The organism is Sphingomonas sp. 1185, assembly GCF_040544655.1.
In the GTDB taxonomy this organism is placed as follows: Bacteria; Pseudomonadota; Alphaproteobacteria; order Sphingomonadales; family Sphingomonadaceae; genus Sphingomonas.
The window spans coordinates 13769-28373 of sequence record NZ_JBEPKL010000011.1; the positions used below are offsets into that span (position 1 = coordinate 13769).

Below are 14605 nucleotides of genomic sequence, written 5' to 3' on the forward strand. Positions count from 1 at the left end.
CTTCAGGCTCATCTACTGCATACCGTCAGCTAGCATCCCCCGTTTGTCCGGGTATTTTTACACATCCAAAAATCATTGCCGTGCGCGATCCATGATTGATCGCCGGTCACCCACTTCACCTGCTTATCAAGCAATATTTTCAACATATTCACTCAAGGGATTTGGTCATGCGGTTTACGATCAAGAACAAATTATCCCTGGCATTCGGCGTCAGCATCATGATGCTGACCGGAAGCACAATCTACAGCTACGTCAACCTTTCCGGTTTCAACCAGACGGTCAAGGCATTGCTGGACGGCCCCGCCGCGCGCAAGGAACATATTCAGATGATTACTGAATATGAGGTCCGGCCGACCCGTGGCCTTTATGACCTCATCAATGCCGCGACGCCGGAGGAGCGGCGCAGCTTGAAGGCCAAGAACGACGATTTCATCGCAAAGCTGATGACGGAAGCGAAGTGGCTTCAGGAGCATGCCGTCACCGGCGCGGAGCGGGAAAGCTGGGGCGGCGTCATCGCCGATGTGCAGAAGTTCAAGATCGCCGCCGATGGAATCTATGACCGTCTCGCATCGGGTGACGTCGCCGGCGCCGCGCAGATGAACGTGCAACAGGCACGGCCTCTGACCGACGATATCGAGAGGCTGATCACGCCCATCTTCTTCGACCAGCGCGATCAGATCGCCGCCGGCAAGGCGGCGGCCGATCAAGGCTATTCGTCGGCGGTCATCATGCTGACCATCATCGGCATCATTTCGGCGATCATCTCGCTGGCGGCCGCGGCCTGGATCGCGATCGGGATCGGTCGCGGGTTGAAGCGTCTGACCGAGGCGACGGATGCGGTGTCCGTCGGCGACCTCGATACCGAGGTTCGCGTCGACACCGACGACGAGATCAAGGACCTGGTCGACACCGTCAACCGAATGACCGCCAATCTTCGCAAGACCGCGGCCCTGGCCGACACGATCGCGACAGGCGATCTCAGCGCCGATCATCAGGCCCTGTCGGACAAGGACATGCTGGGTCATGCGTTGACCCGGATGACGGTCAATCTGCGCAAGACGGCGCAACTGGCCGATACGATCGCGGCAGGCGATCTCAGCGTCGATCACCAGGCGTTGTCGGACAAGGACATACTGGGCCATGCGCTGATCCGCATGACGGTGAACCTGCGCAAGACGGCGGGATTGGCGGGAACGATCGCCGAGGGCGACCTGACCGTCGATCACCAGCCGCTGTCGGACAAGGACGTCCTCGGCCAGGCGCTGGTCACGATGGTCGAGCGTTTGCGCGGGGTCGTCGGCAATACGACGCAGGCCGCCCAGAACGTCGCGGCGGGTACGCAGCAACTCTCGGCGACGGCGGAGCAGGTGTCGCAGGGGGCCACCGAGCAGGCGGCCGCCGCAGAAGAAGCGTCCGCGTCGATGGAGCAGATGGCCGCCAACATCAAGCAGAATGCCGAAAATGCCTCGCAGACCGAAAAGATCGCGCGTCAGTCCTCAGTGGATGCCGAGGCGAGCGGCGTGGCGGTCGACAAGGCGGTCGTCGCGATGCGGACCATCGCCGAAAGAATCTGTATCGTTCAGGAAATCGCGCGTCAGACCGATCTGCTGGCCCTGAACGCCGCGGTCGAGGCGGCGCGCGCCGGCGAACATGGCAGGGGCTTTGCCGTCGTCGCGGCAGAAGTCCGCAAACTTGCCGAACGCAGCCAGACGGCAGCGGCAGAGATTAGTTCGGTCTCGTCGGACACGGTCGCCACGGCGGCCCAGGCGGGCGAGATGCTGCAAAAGCTGGTGCCCGATATTCGGCGGACCGCCGAACTCGTGTCGGAGATCAGCGCCGCGTGTCGCGAGCAGGACATCGGCGCGAACCAGATCAACCAGGCGATCCAGCAGCTCGACCAGGTCACGCAGCAGAATGCGGGCGCATCCGAGCAGATTTCCGCCACGGCGGAAGAACTCGCCGGCCAGGCCGATGACCTGCAGGAGCGGATCGCCTTCTTCCGCATCGAAGACGATGGTGCCGCCGCGAAGGGCAAGAAGCCCGCAACCGCCCCGAAGGCCGCGAAAAAGAAGATCAAGGCCGCCGCGCGGCCGGGTTCGGTCGCCGATCGGCAGTCGCGGGTGCGGGGTTTCACCCTCGACTTGAGCCAGGGCGGGCCCGATGAAGACGATGATCAGTTCGAGGTCGCGGCATGACGGACGGGGGAAGCGCGCAATTCGTCGCCGCGCAGCACGTCGATCGGCACCGGTGAAGTCGTGACGGTACGTTCGCCGGTGCGCGTCCCGGTGACCACGATCTCATCGCCAGGCTCTGCCTGTTCGGTACCCGCTTGAGGCGCCGCCTCCTGTGCGGCGGCCGTGATGGGTGCAACGCTGGCCAGCAGCCCCGCCACGATGATCTTCATCCATCAACCCCCTTGCTGATCGGGCGGAACCTATTGGTGCTCGCCTCTCAAGCATATCCCATGCATTTGGTACGATTTGATAGAAATGATTGGGCGCGATCAAGCTCCAGTCTTCGCTCCCCGTCATTGCCAACCCGCTCCGAGGCCCGCTGCCGAAAACGACGATCGATTTCTCCCCCGACGCCTCTATCGTGACCGACCATGCCCAAGCTCATCGCCCATCTCAGACCCGTGACGCTGTTCGACATCGAGGGCGACGAAACGCCCTCGAAGCGCCGGCTGGCCGACGCCGGAGAGCGGCTGATGGGAACGCACGGCATCGACACGCCGTCCCTGCAGGAGATTGCGGCTGCGGCGGGTCAGGCGAACAAATTCGCGGTGCAATATCATTTCGGCGGGCGTGACGGATTGATCGATGCCATCGTCGCGATCCGGATGCGGCACATCGTCGCACGGCGCCAGGAATGCGTGCGCTTGGCCGAAGAACGCGGATTGATGGAGGATCTCAGCAGCTTGCTGGAGGCGGTGTTCCTGCCGATGTCGGAGCAGGTCGACGCGAACGGGCACCACAGCTACGCTCGGCTCTTGTTGCAATATACGACGCGGATCGGCTTCGATCCGCAGCGCCGCGATGATCCGTTCAATGCGCGACGGGGGCTCGCAGTGACCTTGATGGAGCGGATGGCCCGGCTGCTGAACCTCACGGCGCAGCAATTCGAACTCGGCTTCTCCCAGCAGCATTTTGCGATGATCGTCGGGCTCGCGGCACGCGACAATTTTGCTTTTCGCGGGCGCGCCGCGCTCTCGCTGGAAGAGCTGATCGATCAGACCATCGCCATGGCCGTGCCGGCTCTGCAGGCAGCGGCCCGGTTCGTACTGCAACGGGGCTGAGCCACCAGACGAAGCGAAAGTTGCATCCGCGCAACCAAAACCATCTTCAATCCCCATCAATCTAATAGGATAAGTGACAACACTTAATCCGCGCTAGATGCGTTCATGGGGGGAAGGTCGATGGCTGGTCGCCGATCCAAGGGAACACTTGCCGTCCCAGGCTTGGGATATGCTTGGCTATGGCGCGCGAGCACGCTTGCCGCCGCGCTCGTTCCCGCCGTCGTCCACGCGGCCCCGCCACAAGATCAGACGGGGCCGCAGAATCAGACGGGTCTGTCCGACATCGTCGTCACGGCGCAACGCCGCAGCGAAAGTTCGCAACAGGTGCCGATCTCGATCCAGACCCTGGATGCGAAGGCGCTCGACACGCTCGGCGCACGCCGCCTGAGCGACGTGGAGGTCGCCACGCCGTCCCTGTCGTTCGGCGACGGCAGCGAACAGGGGCGCACCGGCATTCGCGGCGTCATCGACTACTCGCGCAACGCCGGCTATGACTCGCGGGTCGGTATTTATGTCGACGGCGTCTATTACAGCCGGTCCTGGATGAACAACCTGACGCTGCTCGGCATCCGGCAGGTCGATGTGTTGCGGGGACCGCAGGGAACGCTGTTCGGCAAGGACACCGATGCAGGCGCGCTCTCCATCACCACGATCCAGCCGTCGAAGGCGCTGGGCGGCGAGATCAGCGCGGACATCGGCAATTTCGGCTATCGCCAGATCGCCGCGCGCAGCAACCTGCCGCTGAACGACGACCTCAGCCTGCAGCTCAGCGGCGCCCATGTGCAGAGCGACGGCTATTACCGAAACGTCCTGCTCGGCAAGCGCAACCAGGGCATCAACTCCGACGCGTTCCGCGCGCAACTCCGGCTCAACCCCAATGACGGGCTTGATGTCACGCTGGCGGCGGATTTCACCGACGACGACAATTCGACGCTCCACTACACCTATGTGCCCCCAGCGGGCAGCGATCCGTTCGAAATCCGATCCTATGTCGACGATGGTGCGCGTCGTCGGATGGGCGGCGTCTCGCTGACCGCGCAGAAGGACGTTGGCGGAGGATTCCAGGCCACGTCGATCACCGCGTGGCGATCGGGCCACCAGTTCCTGCACTTCAACAACGAAACCGGCCCCACGCCGATCCTGACCGCGGACCTGCGCCAATATACCAGCCAGTTCTCACAGGAATTGCGGATCGCTTCGCCACGCGAGCGCCGCTACGATTTCGTCGCGGGCGTCTTCTACTTCTGGGGCAACAACCGTGACCGGCAGGCACTGACCTTCGGCTCGGGGCTGCGCGCACTCGGCCTCGGCAGCGCCGTGGGCAAGGTCGCGACGCTCGGCACGTCGGTCAGCAGCGACTCCATCGCCGGCTTCTTCCAGGCGAACATCCGGCCGTCGTCGCTTGTCGAACTGTTCGCCGGTGCGCGGCTGACCCATGAGCGCAAACGGCTGAACGACATCACCACCGCCGACCCGACCGGGCTGTTCTCTGCCCCGATAAGCGGCTACCGCGATGCGCTCGCCAACACCTTCTTCACGCCCAAGGGCGGCATCAACCTGCATCTGAAGCGCAACGTCCTGTTGTTCGGCACGATCGGTCGCGGCTTCAAGAGTGGCGGGTGGAACGTCGAGGCGACCAGCCCCGCCGCCTTCGCCGCCGGCATCCGCTTCCGGCCCGAAACGGTGACCAGCTACGAAGTCGGGTTCAAGAGCGACTTTTTCGATCGCCGCGCCCGCGTCAACGTCACCGGCTTCTACGAGAGATTCGACGATTTCCAGGTCTTCACCTTCGTCAACGCCACCGTCGGCGGCCGCACGGTGCTCGCCAGCAGCCTGTCGAACGTCGGCAAGGTCTCGTCCAAGGGGATCGAGACGGAGATCGCGGTCATCCCCGTCACCGGCCTGACGCTGGCAGCCCAATATACCTACAACCAGAGCGTGTACGACCGGTATCCGGGTGGCGGCGGTACGGTGGGCAACACCGTACTCGATGCCGATGGTGTACAGACGCCCTATGCGCCGCGTCACAAGGCCTATGTGTCGGCCGATTACGAGACAGCACTGGGTTCGGGTCTGCTGCGCTTACAGGCACATGTCGGCTATAGCGTGCAGTCCTCCGAGAATTTCGACCCGAAGGTCGCGAACCCGGTGTATGGGAAAGCCTATTCCATTCCGGGTTACGACCTCGCCGATGCGCGGATCGGGCTGACGTCCGCCGATGGCCGGTGGCGGGCATCGCTATGGGGCCGCAACATCTTCGACAAACACTATATCCGCTTCGCCAATCGCACCGCGATCCTCGGCAATGCCGCGCTCCTCTACGGCACGCCGCGCACCTATGGCGCAACGCTCGGCTACACGTTCTGAGCCCGCTGGAGGGATCATCGTCATGACCAACCCCCGCCAGATGAAGCTGGGCGCCTTTATCATGGGCGTCGGCCATCATATCGCCGCGTGGCTCCATCCCTCGGTCGACCCGCGTGATCTGGTGTCGCTCGATCATTATGTTCGGATTGCACAGGCGGCGGAAGCGGCGCGGTTCGACGCCCTGTTCTTCGCGGACAATGTCGCCGCCCCGCCGCTATCGCCTTTGTCCGCGCAGGCCGCCCCGGTCTATTATCTCGAACCGTTGATGCTGCTCGGCGCACTGGTTCCGGCAACGGAGCGGATCGGGCTGGTCGCGACGGTGTCCGCGACCTACCTGCCGCCCTATCACCTCGCCCGAAAGTTCGCGACGCTGGACCATATCAGCGGCGGGCGCGCCGGATGGAATTGCGTGACGTCCGGCTCCGACGCCGAGGCGCGCAATTTCGGTCTGGACGCTCAGATCGGCCATGCCGAACGCTATGAGCGGGCCGCCGAATACATCCATGTCGTCAAGGCGCTGTGGGACAGTTGGGACGACGAGGCGCTGCAGTTCGATCAACCAGGCCGCCGCTTCTTCGACCCTGCCAAGGTCCGGGCGATCAATCACGACGGGCGCCACTTCCGCGTCCGGGGGCCGCTACAAGCCGGACGACCAATCCAGGGTCATCCGGTGATCGCGCAGGCCGGATCGTCGGCGGACGGCATCGCACTGGCGGCGGCCACCGCCGAACTCGTTTTCACCGCGCAACAGTCGCTGGATGAAGCGGTCGCGTTCGCCAACACGGTGCGGGAGCGCGCCGTCGCAGCGGGACGCGGCCGTGAGGACGTGCTGGTGATGCCCGGATTGATGCCCTTCGTTGCCGACACGCAGGAAGAGGCGCAACGCCTGCACGATGACCTGCAGGCGCTGGTCGATCCGCGGATCGCAATCGGGCTTGCTTCTGCGATGATGGGCGCGGACCTCGGCCAGTATCCACTCGATGGTCCCGTCCCCGACCTTCCGCCCACCGAGGGCTGGCAGAGCCGGCAGAAGCTGTTCTTCGACCTTGCCCATGCGGAGGGGCTGACAATCCGCGAACTGGCCGTCCGCGTTGCCGTCGCGCGCGGTCACAAGGTCGTCATCGGCACTGCTACGCAGATCGCTAACGAAATGGAGGCATGGTTCCGTGCCGGTGCAGCGGACGGGTTCAACATCATGCCGCCGACCCTTCCGTACGGACTGAACGACTTCGCCCGGCTCGTCGTCCCCGAACTACAGCGGCGCGGACTGTTCCGTACGGAATATGAGGGCGATACGCTGCGGGCGAACCTGGGGCTGGCCCGCCCGGCAGGACACACGTCATGAGTGCCCGCCCGCTCTATCGCGGTTGGCATATGGTCGGGGCGGTGCTGGCCGCCCTGATGCTCTGCGGGACCACAACCATCGTCGCGACCTTCGGGATCGTTACCGCGCATTTGACCCGTACCTTGGGCTGGACCCAGGGCGCGATGGCGACCGCGCTGTCGCTGTTCCTGCTCGCGACGACGCTGGCAGTGCCCGTGGTCGGCATCGCCGTCGACCGTTTCGGGTCGCGGCGCACGGCAGCGGCAGGCATTATCGCCTTTGCAGCACTGCTTGCCCTGGCCGGAGGAACGATCACCTCGCTGCGCGGGCTGATGCTCTTCTATTCCCTGTTCGGCGCAGTCGGCGCGTTCACCAATCCGATCGTCTACATCAAGGCCCTGTCCGCCTGGTTCGATCGCCGTCGCGGCTTCGCGCTTGGCCTCGCGGTCGCGGGCCAGGGTGTAGGCGGTGCGATCCTGCCGATGGCCGTCGAATATGTCAGCGAAGCCTTCGGTTGGCGCTACGCCTTCTATGCCCTGGCCGCTGCCTTGATTCTGTTCGTCCTCCCGCTGGTCGCCCTGTTCGTGCGCGACGATCCGACAGAGGCCGGCGTCCCCTTCGCGGATGCCGCTGATCCTGCCCTCATCGATCAGTCACAAGCACGTTCGGGCCTGACGGTCGCCCAGGCCCTACGGACCCGCGCCTTCTGGATCATCATCGCGGTTTTCCTGCTGTTCGGAATGACCAGCTACGCGCTGACCGCGAATTTCGTCGCGTTGATGCTGGAACGTGGGGCCGGCACGCTTCCGCAGATTGCGATGCTGTCGTCGCTCGCCGGCGTCGCGATGATCGCCGGCAGACTGGTATTCGGCTGGCTGCTTGATCGCTTCCCCGTTCCGATCGTAGGCGCGGGTGGCGTCCTGTGCGCAGCCGCCGCGTTAGCCATCCTGCTACGCGTAGACACCATCGGCATTGCCGCCGTCACGATGAGCGTACTGATGGGCATTGCGATGGGCGCCGAGACCGATCTCCTCTCGATCCTCGTGGGACGATATTTCGGGCAGCGCGCGATCTCGCGTATCTATGCTTGGCACAACGTCAGTTTCCTGCTCGGTGCCGCTATGGGACCGCCCCTGTTCGCCACGCTGCGCGGCCGTTTCGCCAGCGCGGACATCCCCATACTCACGCTGATAGCCTTGGTCATCCTGTCGGCAGCGCTGCTCTTGATGCTCAGGAAATCTGAGTGGCTAGTTGAACCTCAGCGTCCACTCCCCTGACCAGGCGTTCTGATTCGATAACTGGCTGGTGCTGTCAGTCTAATGCGAACCGCTCTCCGCCCGATACATCGCGGTCTTTGAGGGCACCGGCTTAGGTGTTTGATCCCGCAGTTTGTTGGTGCGATCCTTTCGTTGGAATGGAAGGATGTCGCATGGGACAGGTACGTCATGCATGCGTCCCGACCACGCATGACGCCCGAGCTGGGGGCGTTAAACAGATAGACCTATATACGCTAACGCCCCGTCACCGCGCCGTTAAAGCGTCCCGATTGGGATTCTTATGGGACCGCCATGGCGGTCCCTCTGAACCTTCTCAATCGGAAAATCCCCCAGCAACAATTGTTGCGATCAATTCGCAGAATGCATTATAGCTCCGCGCGCAATGCCGACGAACGCCGAAGCCCTGTCCCGTTTGCTGTTAGCGGATCGCGCACCGCTGATGCGGTGGGTTGCCCGCATCGTTGGTGCAGGACCGGCGGCCGAGGACGTCACGCAGTCCTTATGGCTTCGCGTCCAGCGCGTTGCGGACGATCCGCCGATTACGCACAAGCGCGCGTATCTGTACCGACTGGCATCCAATCTGGCACTCGACCACGGCAAGCGCGAGGCGCGGCTCCAGAGCGTTCATGAGGAAGCACAGGCGTTGTTGTGGGGTAGCGATCACGCACTGGCCGCAGATCGCACGATCCTCGCGCGCGATACGCTGAAGCGGATCAAGACCGGCATCAATGCCCTGCCCTCTCAAACCCGGCGGGTCTTCGAACTGCATCGATACGACCATCTCACCCAAAGGGAAGTCGCTGAGCGGCTGGGCATTTCCACCACAGCGGTCGAGAAACATATGCGGCGGGCCATGACAGTGATTTCCGCCTGCCGCGATGCCGATGATTGAGTCTCGGCGTAGCCGCAGGCGGGGTTGGGCAAGTGGCGGTACGCGCAGTCATAAAGACATGTCGGTACGGATGCCGGCACGGGGAAGGTTGTCGCACACATGACGGTGCCGCTGATCGACGGAGCAATCCTGGCGCGTGCAAGGGAATGGGTAAGGCTGTTGGCCTCGGGAGATGCCGATGCTGCCGACATCGCAGCCTTGAAGGACTGGCTGGGAGAGCGGCCCGAACACGCCCGCGCGTTCGAACGCGAGCGAGGCTTCTGGCAGGACTTGGAGGCCCATCGATCCCTGTTCGCGCCGCGCGCGATTCCTGCGACGAGGGCGCATGGGCGCGCGCCACATCGACTACGCCGGCCGTCGCGACGTTTCGTCGCAGGTGCCGTTGCGGCCTCGTTGCTGCTGGCCGTGACGGGGACGGATATCTTGCTCCGCCTGCAAGCGGACCATGTCACCGATCGCGGAGAGGTGCGGAGCGTGCGCCTGTCGGATCGCTCCACGGCGATGCTCGACGCGAACTCCGCCATCGCCGTCCACTATAGCAATACCGAGCGCCGGATCGAGCTGCTGCGCGGCCGTGTCTGGTTCGACGTCGCGCATGATGATGCCCGCCCTTTTCGGGTAGCCGCCGGCAGCGGTGTGATCGAGGACGTCGGTACCGCGTTCGAGGTCACGGAAGGACACACTACGCAGGTTGCCGTGTCCCAGGGCGCGGTCCGGCTCTTGGGCAGCGACGAACCGTCGGCGGTGACGCTGACGGCGGGGCAGCGGGCCGATTTGGCAGGTGGCATCGTGTCGTCCTTGCCTGCCGTCCTGCCCGGCCGGATCGCCGCGTGGCGGCACGGCGAGCTTCTGATCGACGATATGCCGCTCAATCAAGCCATCGCGCTTGCCGGACGCTATCGGCCCGGATTGACGCTGGTGTGGGCAGACCTGTCCGCCAAGCCGCACGTCAGCGGCGCGTTCAGGATCACGCAAGCCGACGAGGCTGTGATTGCGATGACGACGAACGCCGGCGTGAACGTCGCGCACCTGCCGGGTGCGATGATCCTCTACTGAAAAAATTCCATCGGCATGGGTTGGGTAAGTCGGGCCAGCACCAGTCTCATCCATGCCCCGCCGATGATAATGCGTCGCAGGGGCAGATGTCGCACGGGGCGACGTTCTTGCTTGGGGGATATATGTTTCTGCTGCCGTCGCGCTTCAGCCTTCTTCTCGCCGCCACGGCGTCCACCGCTATCCTTGCCACGCCGGTCGCAGCTCAAGCGTCATCCGAGCGCAGCTTCGATATTCCCGCCTTGCCGCTCAACGAGGCCGTGCGCCTCTTCATGCAGCAGTCGGGTGTTCAGGTAACCTATTCCAGCAATGACGGTGCTGGCATCAGGACGACCGCGGTGCGTGGTCGCCTGGCGTCGGCCGCTGCGCTCAGCCAGCTTCTCGGCGGCACCGGCCTGACCTTCCGCTACCTGACGGCCAACTCGGTCGCCCTTTCGCCAGCACCACAAGCTACCGGAAATGCCATCCAACTTGGCCCCGTGCAGGTGGAGGGACAAGGCGATACGATCGGCATCGCCGATCGCGGCCCCGCGACCGATCCGGGCAAGAGCGAGGGCGAGCGATCCTACGCGACGCCGATCGTCACGACGGCGATCTTCGCACCCAATGTGGGTGCGATATCGCGATCGTAGATGTCCTGCTTGTCCTTGAGCGTGCGCGGCTTGTTCAGGCGCTTGGCCCGCGAGGCGCGCCCTTCCCGCGCGGCCGTCATGTAGAGGGCGTGCGCACGGGCGACGGTCATCTCCGCCCGTGCCGCCGCCTCGCGAAGCGCCTCGCGCGGGTCGACGCCGGTCTCGACGTCATTATTAAGTTGCCGCGCCCACTCGCGGGCATCGCCGATCCGGTACGCGGGATAGCTGCCCAGCGTCATCTTCACCGTCACATCCTGATCCGGAAGGCGACGGCGATACTTCCAGGTCTTCTTACCGCGGGCACCGACCTCGATGACGAGGCCGGGCGTCTGCGGATCGGTGAGCGAGCCGGACTTCAGATTGTCCAAGCTGGCTGGGGTGAAAGGCTGTCTCGATGCCACGTTTCGAATCCCTCACGGGCTGCGAAGCGACACAAAAACGCGGGCACAAATCGGGCACAATAGGCGTCCGCATGAGGCCATTTCAGGCCGCATCCGTCCACATCCGAATTTTGTTGAACCGCGCTCAAGGTATTCACTTTACAGCCGAATCGAGTGATTCTGCTGGCTGGGGCGGCAGGATTCCCATCCCGACGCATCTGCGAGCTAAGTATTTGATTCCACCAGCGTGCAGGCACCGCCTGCACAGCCCATTGCTACAGTGCATTGGCACAATTTTCAATTGCGATTTGGACGGTATTGGGCGCCAGCAAGAGACGTGTCGGCGCAGTGGTGCATGCAGGAAGGCTTGTCCGTCGACGGCTGGTCCTTCCTGGCCGAAACAGCGAGGCAAGCGGACCGAAGCGCGGTTTAAAGTCCAGCGGTTCGTCCCGGCGCCTATGCCGGCAACAGCCCCACCGCGCGGTAGCTGGCGATCATCTTATCGAAGAGCGCGATGTCCGATCGGCCCCTTGCGAAGAGTTGTGCGCCGGCAACCGCCGCATAGATCGCCTTTGCCCTCGCTTCGCTTTCACCCGCTTCGACGACCTTGGCATCAACGAGCAGCTTGCCGAGCCACGCGACGTTGACGTCGGCGAAGCATTGCACCTCGGTCTTCACCGGATGGGGAAGATCGTCATATTCGGCGGCCATGAAGCTGGACAAGCAGATGCGGTTGTCGTTCGACAGCGAGGCCCGGAAAATCTCGGGATAGCGGCGTAGCGCGGCTAGCGGGTCGGGCGCTTCGTCCGCAATCGCATCGAGCTGCTCGACCGTGTCTTCCCAATAGCGCCGCGCCACCGCCGCGCCGAGATCGGCCTTGGTTGCGAAATGATGATGGATGCTGGGCGCCTTGATCCCGACTTCAGCCGCGATGTCCCGGAAGTTGAGGCCGTTATAGCCACGCGCCATCGCAGTCCGCCGTGCGGCGGCCAGCACCGCTTCCCTGGATGTTGAAACCGCCACTGCTCCACCCGTCTCGCCAACCCGACCAAGTGGTAGATAGACCTTGACGCCCATCACGCAAGCGCGCATTTGCCAGCCTACCGATCACTTGGTAGGTAAAACTATGATGTCGCAATCCCCGCCGCCGCCGATCACGAAGCTCCGCCTGTTCACCTCTCCCTCGGCGTTCCCCAATCCCCAGCGGCTGCGCATCTTCCTCCACGAAAAGGGCATTGCCGACCGCTTCGAAGAGCGGGTCTACGATATGTCGCCGGTGGGCGAGCAGCGGCAGTGGAAGCATCTGAAGATGAACCCGTGGGGTGAAACCCCGACGCTCGAACTGGCCGACGGCACCTTCATTTCGGAAACTGCCGCGGTCGTGCGCTATCTCGACCAGGCGTTTCCGGGTCGCCGGATCATGGGCGAGACGCCTGAAGAGCAAGGGCTCGACGCCATGTGGGACAACCGCATCTGGGTGCATATCCTCTACCGCATCACCACCGCGTTCCATGTCCTGCACCAGGGACTTGGCCCCAAGCTCGAACTGACCTCGAACCCGGCATGGGGCGAGCATTGCCGCAAGGAAGCGCTGGCGCATACCGCTCTAGTCGACCGGCACTTGGCGGATGGCCGCGACTGGCTGCTCGGCGGTGCCGAGCCGACCTTTGCGGACGTCACGCTGGCGACCGCGATCGCTTTTTCTAAGTTCGAGGTGAACGCGATGCCGCTCGACGAACGCTATGAACATATCGATGCGTTTTGGCAGCGGTGGCTGCGCCGCCCGACCTTCCTCGCCGCCTATACCGATCGCAGCAGCGGCGTGCCGGAACTGGATAACCGCCCGTAGCAACCGCTCGCCCCCAAATGCGGTTTGTGAGCGTTTGAGAGACACCCTGAGCCGGAGAGAAAAAAATGCTGTTTCACACGATGGTTGGATCGAACGACATCGAGCGATCGAAGCGCTTCTACGACAAGGTTCTGGGCACGCTTGGCGTCGGCGAACCTGCGCGGAATATCGCCGACAGCGGCCATACCCGGCTCATCTACAATAATGGCAACGGGACCAACTTCATCGTTAGCCAGCCGATCAACGACGAACCGGCGACCGTCGCGAACGGCAGTACCGTCGCCTTTTCGTGCAGCTCGCCCGAGCAGGTGAAGCAACTTCACGATATGGCGGTTGCCAATGGCGGCACCTCGATCGAAGCCCCGCCCGGCCCACGTCAGACTGCGTCCATGGGTACGATCGAACTCGCCTATTTTCGGGACCCCGACGGCAACAAGCTTTGCGGGATCCATTTCCCCAAATAATCGGGCGCATCGTATGATGGCCTGACCGTGTTGCCCGTCCCTGTCCTGGGCGGGCAACGCTTGGTCGATCTGTCGCGATGAGGATCAGACGAAACCGCCTGCCAGGGCGATGGGTCTGGTCAACCGCAGCAATGCTTATGCTTCTTACCCGATCCGCAAGGACATGGGTCGTTACGGCCGATCTTCGGCGCCGCAATCACATCCACGGCGATCGGCGTCACCTTGCCGGCACGCGCCGCGTGGAGGCGCTGGACCGTATCCGTAAGCTCGGCCACCGCACGATCCTGGAAGGCGTTGACTTCGACGCTGTCGAGCTCGCTTTCGCCTCGCGCGATCGCCATCAGCGCTTGAAGTCGGTGCCATGGATCGGCCCATTCGGCAGCGGCGGCCGCCCCGCCCCAAGCGTCTGGCCGCAACGCGATGGCGTCGGAAAAGCCGTCGACCCAATATTCCCACAGAATCTCGCCATCACGCCCGTCGACGTCGAGGATCGAGTGCAACCTGCCGCGGGACAGGTCGCGCGCGATCTCGTCACGCCGCGCCGCGACCGCCTTGACGAACCATTGCACGTCGAGCGGGTCCTCGAAGGGTGGAACGCCATCGACCTCGACGCCCCATATGACCGTCATCCATTCATCGACGGGGATCGGTTCGGGACAGACGATAAGCCCGGTAAGGAAACCGTCGAGTTCGGTTAGCAGCATCGGCTCTTCGACCGGAAGTTCCGCCAGCGCGCCATCGAGCCGCCGGAAGCGGGACGGCATTTTCCTCACAGGCTGATACCGCGTCGGCGCATCTGTTCCTCCGCCATGGCACGCAGCGGCGTCGGATCACCCGCGGCGAAAATGTCGGCGAAGTCCAGCAGATCCTCATCGCCCAACGCCGCCACCGCCGCCTCGATGGCAGCGAGGCGTTGAAGCTCGTGTTCCGTCCTGGCGGCGATGCGCTTCATGCGGGTTCTCAACATAGCGGTCCGGTAACAGGATCGGTCGGCTTTGACACCGCCCCGTTGAATGTCCCCAGGCATGATCTTGACGGACATGGATCGAGTACCGACGTCCATCGGCGTCAG

Annotated in this window: 15 protein-coding genes; 10 read left to right on the forward strand and 5 right to left on the reverse strand. The window is 63.6% G+C overall.

Annotated features, from left to right (window positions below):
- Positions 1-167 precede the first annotated feature (167 nt).
- Positions 168-2195 carry a HAMP domain-containing methyl-accepting chemotaxis protein gene (locus tag ABIC44_RS09520; RefSeq protein WP_354295096.1) on the forward strand — a complete coding sequence of 676 codons (2028 nt, stop codon included), beginning with the start codon at positions 168-170 and terminating at the stop codon, positions 2193-2195.
- Here ABIC44_RS09520 and ABIC44_RS09525 read toward each other — a convergent pair.
- Positions 2174-2404: a hypothetical protein gene (locus ABIC44_RS09525; protein ID WP_354295097.1), complete on the reverse strand. Its 231-nt coding sequence runs from the start codon at positions 2402-2404 to the stop codon at positions 2174-2176. The two genes, ABIC44_RS09520 and ABIC44_RS09525, sit on opposite strands and share 22 nt — an antisense overlap.
- A 201-nt stretch (positions 2405-2605) precedes the next feature.
- Between ABIC44_RS09525 and ABIC44_RS09530 the strand changes: the two genes are divergently transcribed.
- The 7 genes from ABIC44_RS09530 to ABIC44_RS09560 all read left to right on the forward strand — a co-directional run bounded on the left by ABIC44_RS09530 (position 2606) and on the right by ABIC44_RS09560 (position 10840).
- Positions 2606-3295, forward strand: coding sequence for a TetR/AcrR family transcriptional regulator (locus ABIC44_RS09530; protein WP_354295098.1), 690 nt, complete (start codon positions 2606-2608; stop codon positions 3293-3295).
- A 162-nt stretch (positions 3296-3457) separates the two neighbouring features.
- The gene (locus tag ABIC44_RS09535; RefSeq protein ID WP_354295099.1) at positions 3458-5662 is read left to right on the forward strand and encodes a TonB-dependent receptor; all 2205 of its coding nucleotides are present in this window, start codon (positions 3458-3460) and stop codon (positions 5660-5662) included.
- A 22-nt stretch (positions 5663-5684) separates the two neighbouring features.
- The gene (locus ABIC44_RS09540) at positions 5685-7007 is read left to right on the forward strand and encodes an LLM class flavin-dependent oxidoreductase (protein ID WP_354295100.1); all 1323 of its coding nucleotides are present in this window, start codon (positions 5685-5687) and stop codon (positions 7005-7007) included.
- Positions 7004-8263, forward strand: coding sequence for an MFS transporter (locus ABIC44_RS09545; protein WP_354295101.1), 1260 nt, complete (start codon positions 7004-7006; stop codon positions 8261-8263). Before ABIC44_RS09540 ends, ABIC44_RS09545 begins: the two co-directional genes overlap by 4 nt.
- A 382-nt stretch (positions 8264-8645) precedes the next feature.
- Complete coding sequence (locus tag ABIC44_RS09550; protein ID WP_309694870.1) at positions 8646-9155, forward strand: RNA polymerase sigma factor; 510 nt, start codon at positions 8646-8648, stop codon at positions 9153-9155.
- Positions 9156-9254: 99 nt separating this feature from the next.
- Positions 9255-10211 (forward strand): FecR family protein, encoded by a 957-nt coding sequence (locus ABIC44_RS09555; RefSeq protein WP_354295103.1) that lies wholly within the window; start codon positions 9255-9257, stop codon positions 10209-10211.
- 122 nt (positions 10212-10333) lie between these two features.
- Positions 10334-10840 (forward strand): STN domain-containing protein, encoded by a 507-nt coding sequence (locus tag ABIC44_RS09560; RefSeq protein WP_354295105.1) that lies wholly within the window; start codon positions 10334-10336, stop codon positions 10838-10840.
- Here the strand turns inward: ABIC44_RS09560 and ABIC44_RS09565 are convergent.
- Positions 10774-11241, reverse strand: coding sequence for an integrase arm-type DNA-binding domain-containing protein (locus tag ABIC44_RS09565; protein ID WP_354295106.1), 468 nt, complete (start codon positions 11239-11241; stop codon positions 10774-10776). The genes ABIC44_RS09560 and ABIC44_RS09565 overlap by 67 nt on opposite strands.
- Positions 11242-11676: 435 nt before the next feature.
- On the reverse strand, positions 11677-12297 hold the full coding sequence (locus tag ABIC44_RS09570; RefSeq protein WP_354295185.1) for a TetR/AcrR family transcriptional regulator: 621 nt from the start codon (positions 12295-12297) through the stop codon (positions 11677-11679).
- A gap of 49 nt (positions 12298-12346) precedes the next feature.
- Between ABIC44_RS09570 and ABIC44_RS09575 the strand changes: the two genes are divergently transcribed.
- Positions 12347-13069, forward strand: a complete 723-nt coding sequence (locus ABIC44_RS09575; RefSeq protein ID WP_354295107.1) for a glutathione S-transferase family protein — start codon at positions 12347-12349, stop codon at positions 13067-13069.
- A 65-nt stretch (positions 13070-13134) separates the two neighbouring features.
- Positions 13135-13533: a VOC family protein gene (locus ABIC44_RS09580; protein WP_354295108.1), complete on the forward strand. Its 399-nt coding sequence runs from the start codon at positions 13135-13137 to the stop codon at positions 13531-13533.
- 119 nt (positions 13534-13652) lie between these two features.
- Here ABIC44_RS09580 and ABIC44_RS09585 read toward each other — a convergent pair whose 3' ends face one another.
- Positions 13653-14297 (reverse strand): UPF0149 family protein, encoded by a 645-nt coding sequence (locus ABIC44_RS09585; RefSeq protein ID WP_354295110.1) that lies wholly within the window; start codon positions 14295-14297, stop codon positions 13653-13655.
- Between the two features lie 5 nt (positions 14298-14302).
- Positions 14303-14485: a hypothetical protein gene (locus ABIC44_RS09590; RefSeq protein ID WP_354295112.1), complete on the reverse strand. Its 183-nt coding sequence runs from the start codon at positions 14483-14485 to the stop codon at positions 14303-14305.
- Between the last annotated feature and the right edge of the window lie 120 nt (positions 14486-14605).

Excerpts from the sequence above, each read along its gene's own strand:
- ABIC44_RS09585 (WP_354295110.1), bottom strand. The coding sequence starts at position 14,297 with ATGCCGTCCCGCTTCCGGCGGCTCGATGGCGCGCTGGCGGAACTTCCG.
- ABIC44_RS09520 (WP_354295096.1), top strand. The coding sequence starts at position 168 with ATGCGGTTTACGATCAAGAACAAATTATCCCTGGCATTCGGCGTCAGC.
- ABIC44_RS09560 (WP_354295105.1), top strand. The coding sequence starts at position 10,334 with ATGTTTCTGCTGCCGTCGCGCTTCAGCCTTCTTCTCGCCGCCACGGCG.
- ABIC44_RS09545 (WP_354295101.1), top strand. The coding sequence starts at position 7,004 with ATGAGTGCCCGCCCGCTCTATCGCGGTTGGCATATGGTCGGGGCGGTG.
- ABIC44_RS09530 (WP_354295098.1), top strand. The coding sequence starts at position 2,606 with ATGCCCAAGCTCATCGCCCATCTCAGACCCGTGACGCTGTTCGACATC.
- ABIC44_RS09590 (WP_354295112.1), bottom strand. The coding sequence starts at position 14,485 with ATGAAGCGCATCGCCGCCAGGACGGAACACGAGCTTCAACGCCTCGCT.
- ABIC44_RS09540 (WP_354295100.1), top strand. The coding sequence starts at position 5,685 with ATGACCAACCCCCGCCAGATGAAGCTGGGCGCCTTTATCATGGGCGTC.
- ABIC44_RS09525 (WP_354295097.1), bottom strand. The coding sequence starts at position 2,404 with ATGAAGATCATCGTGGCGGGGCTGCTGGCCAGCGTTGCACCCATCACG.
- ABIC44_RS09550 (WP_309694870.1), top strand. The coding sequence starts at position 8,646 with ATGCCGACGAACGCCGAAGCCCTGTCCCGTTTGCTGTTAGCGGATCGC.
- ABIC44_RS09555 (WP_354295103.1), top strand. The coding sequence starts at position 9,255 with ATGACGGTGCCGCTGATCGACGGAGCAATCCTGGCGCGTGCAAGGGAA.
- ABIC44_RS09570 (WP_354295185.1), bottom strand. The coding sequence starts at position 12,297 with ATGGGCGTCAAGGTCTATCTACCACTTGGTCGGGTTGGCGAGACGGGT.
- ABIC44_RS09575 (WP_354295107.1), top strand. The coding sequence starts at position 12,347 with ATGATGTCGCAATCCCCGCCGCCGCCGATCACGAAGCTCCGCCTGTTC.
- ABIC44_RS09580 (WP_354295108.1), top strand. The coding sequence starts at position 13,135 with ATGCTGTTTCACACGATGGTTGGATCGAACGACATCGAGCGATCGAAG.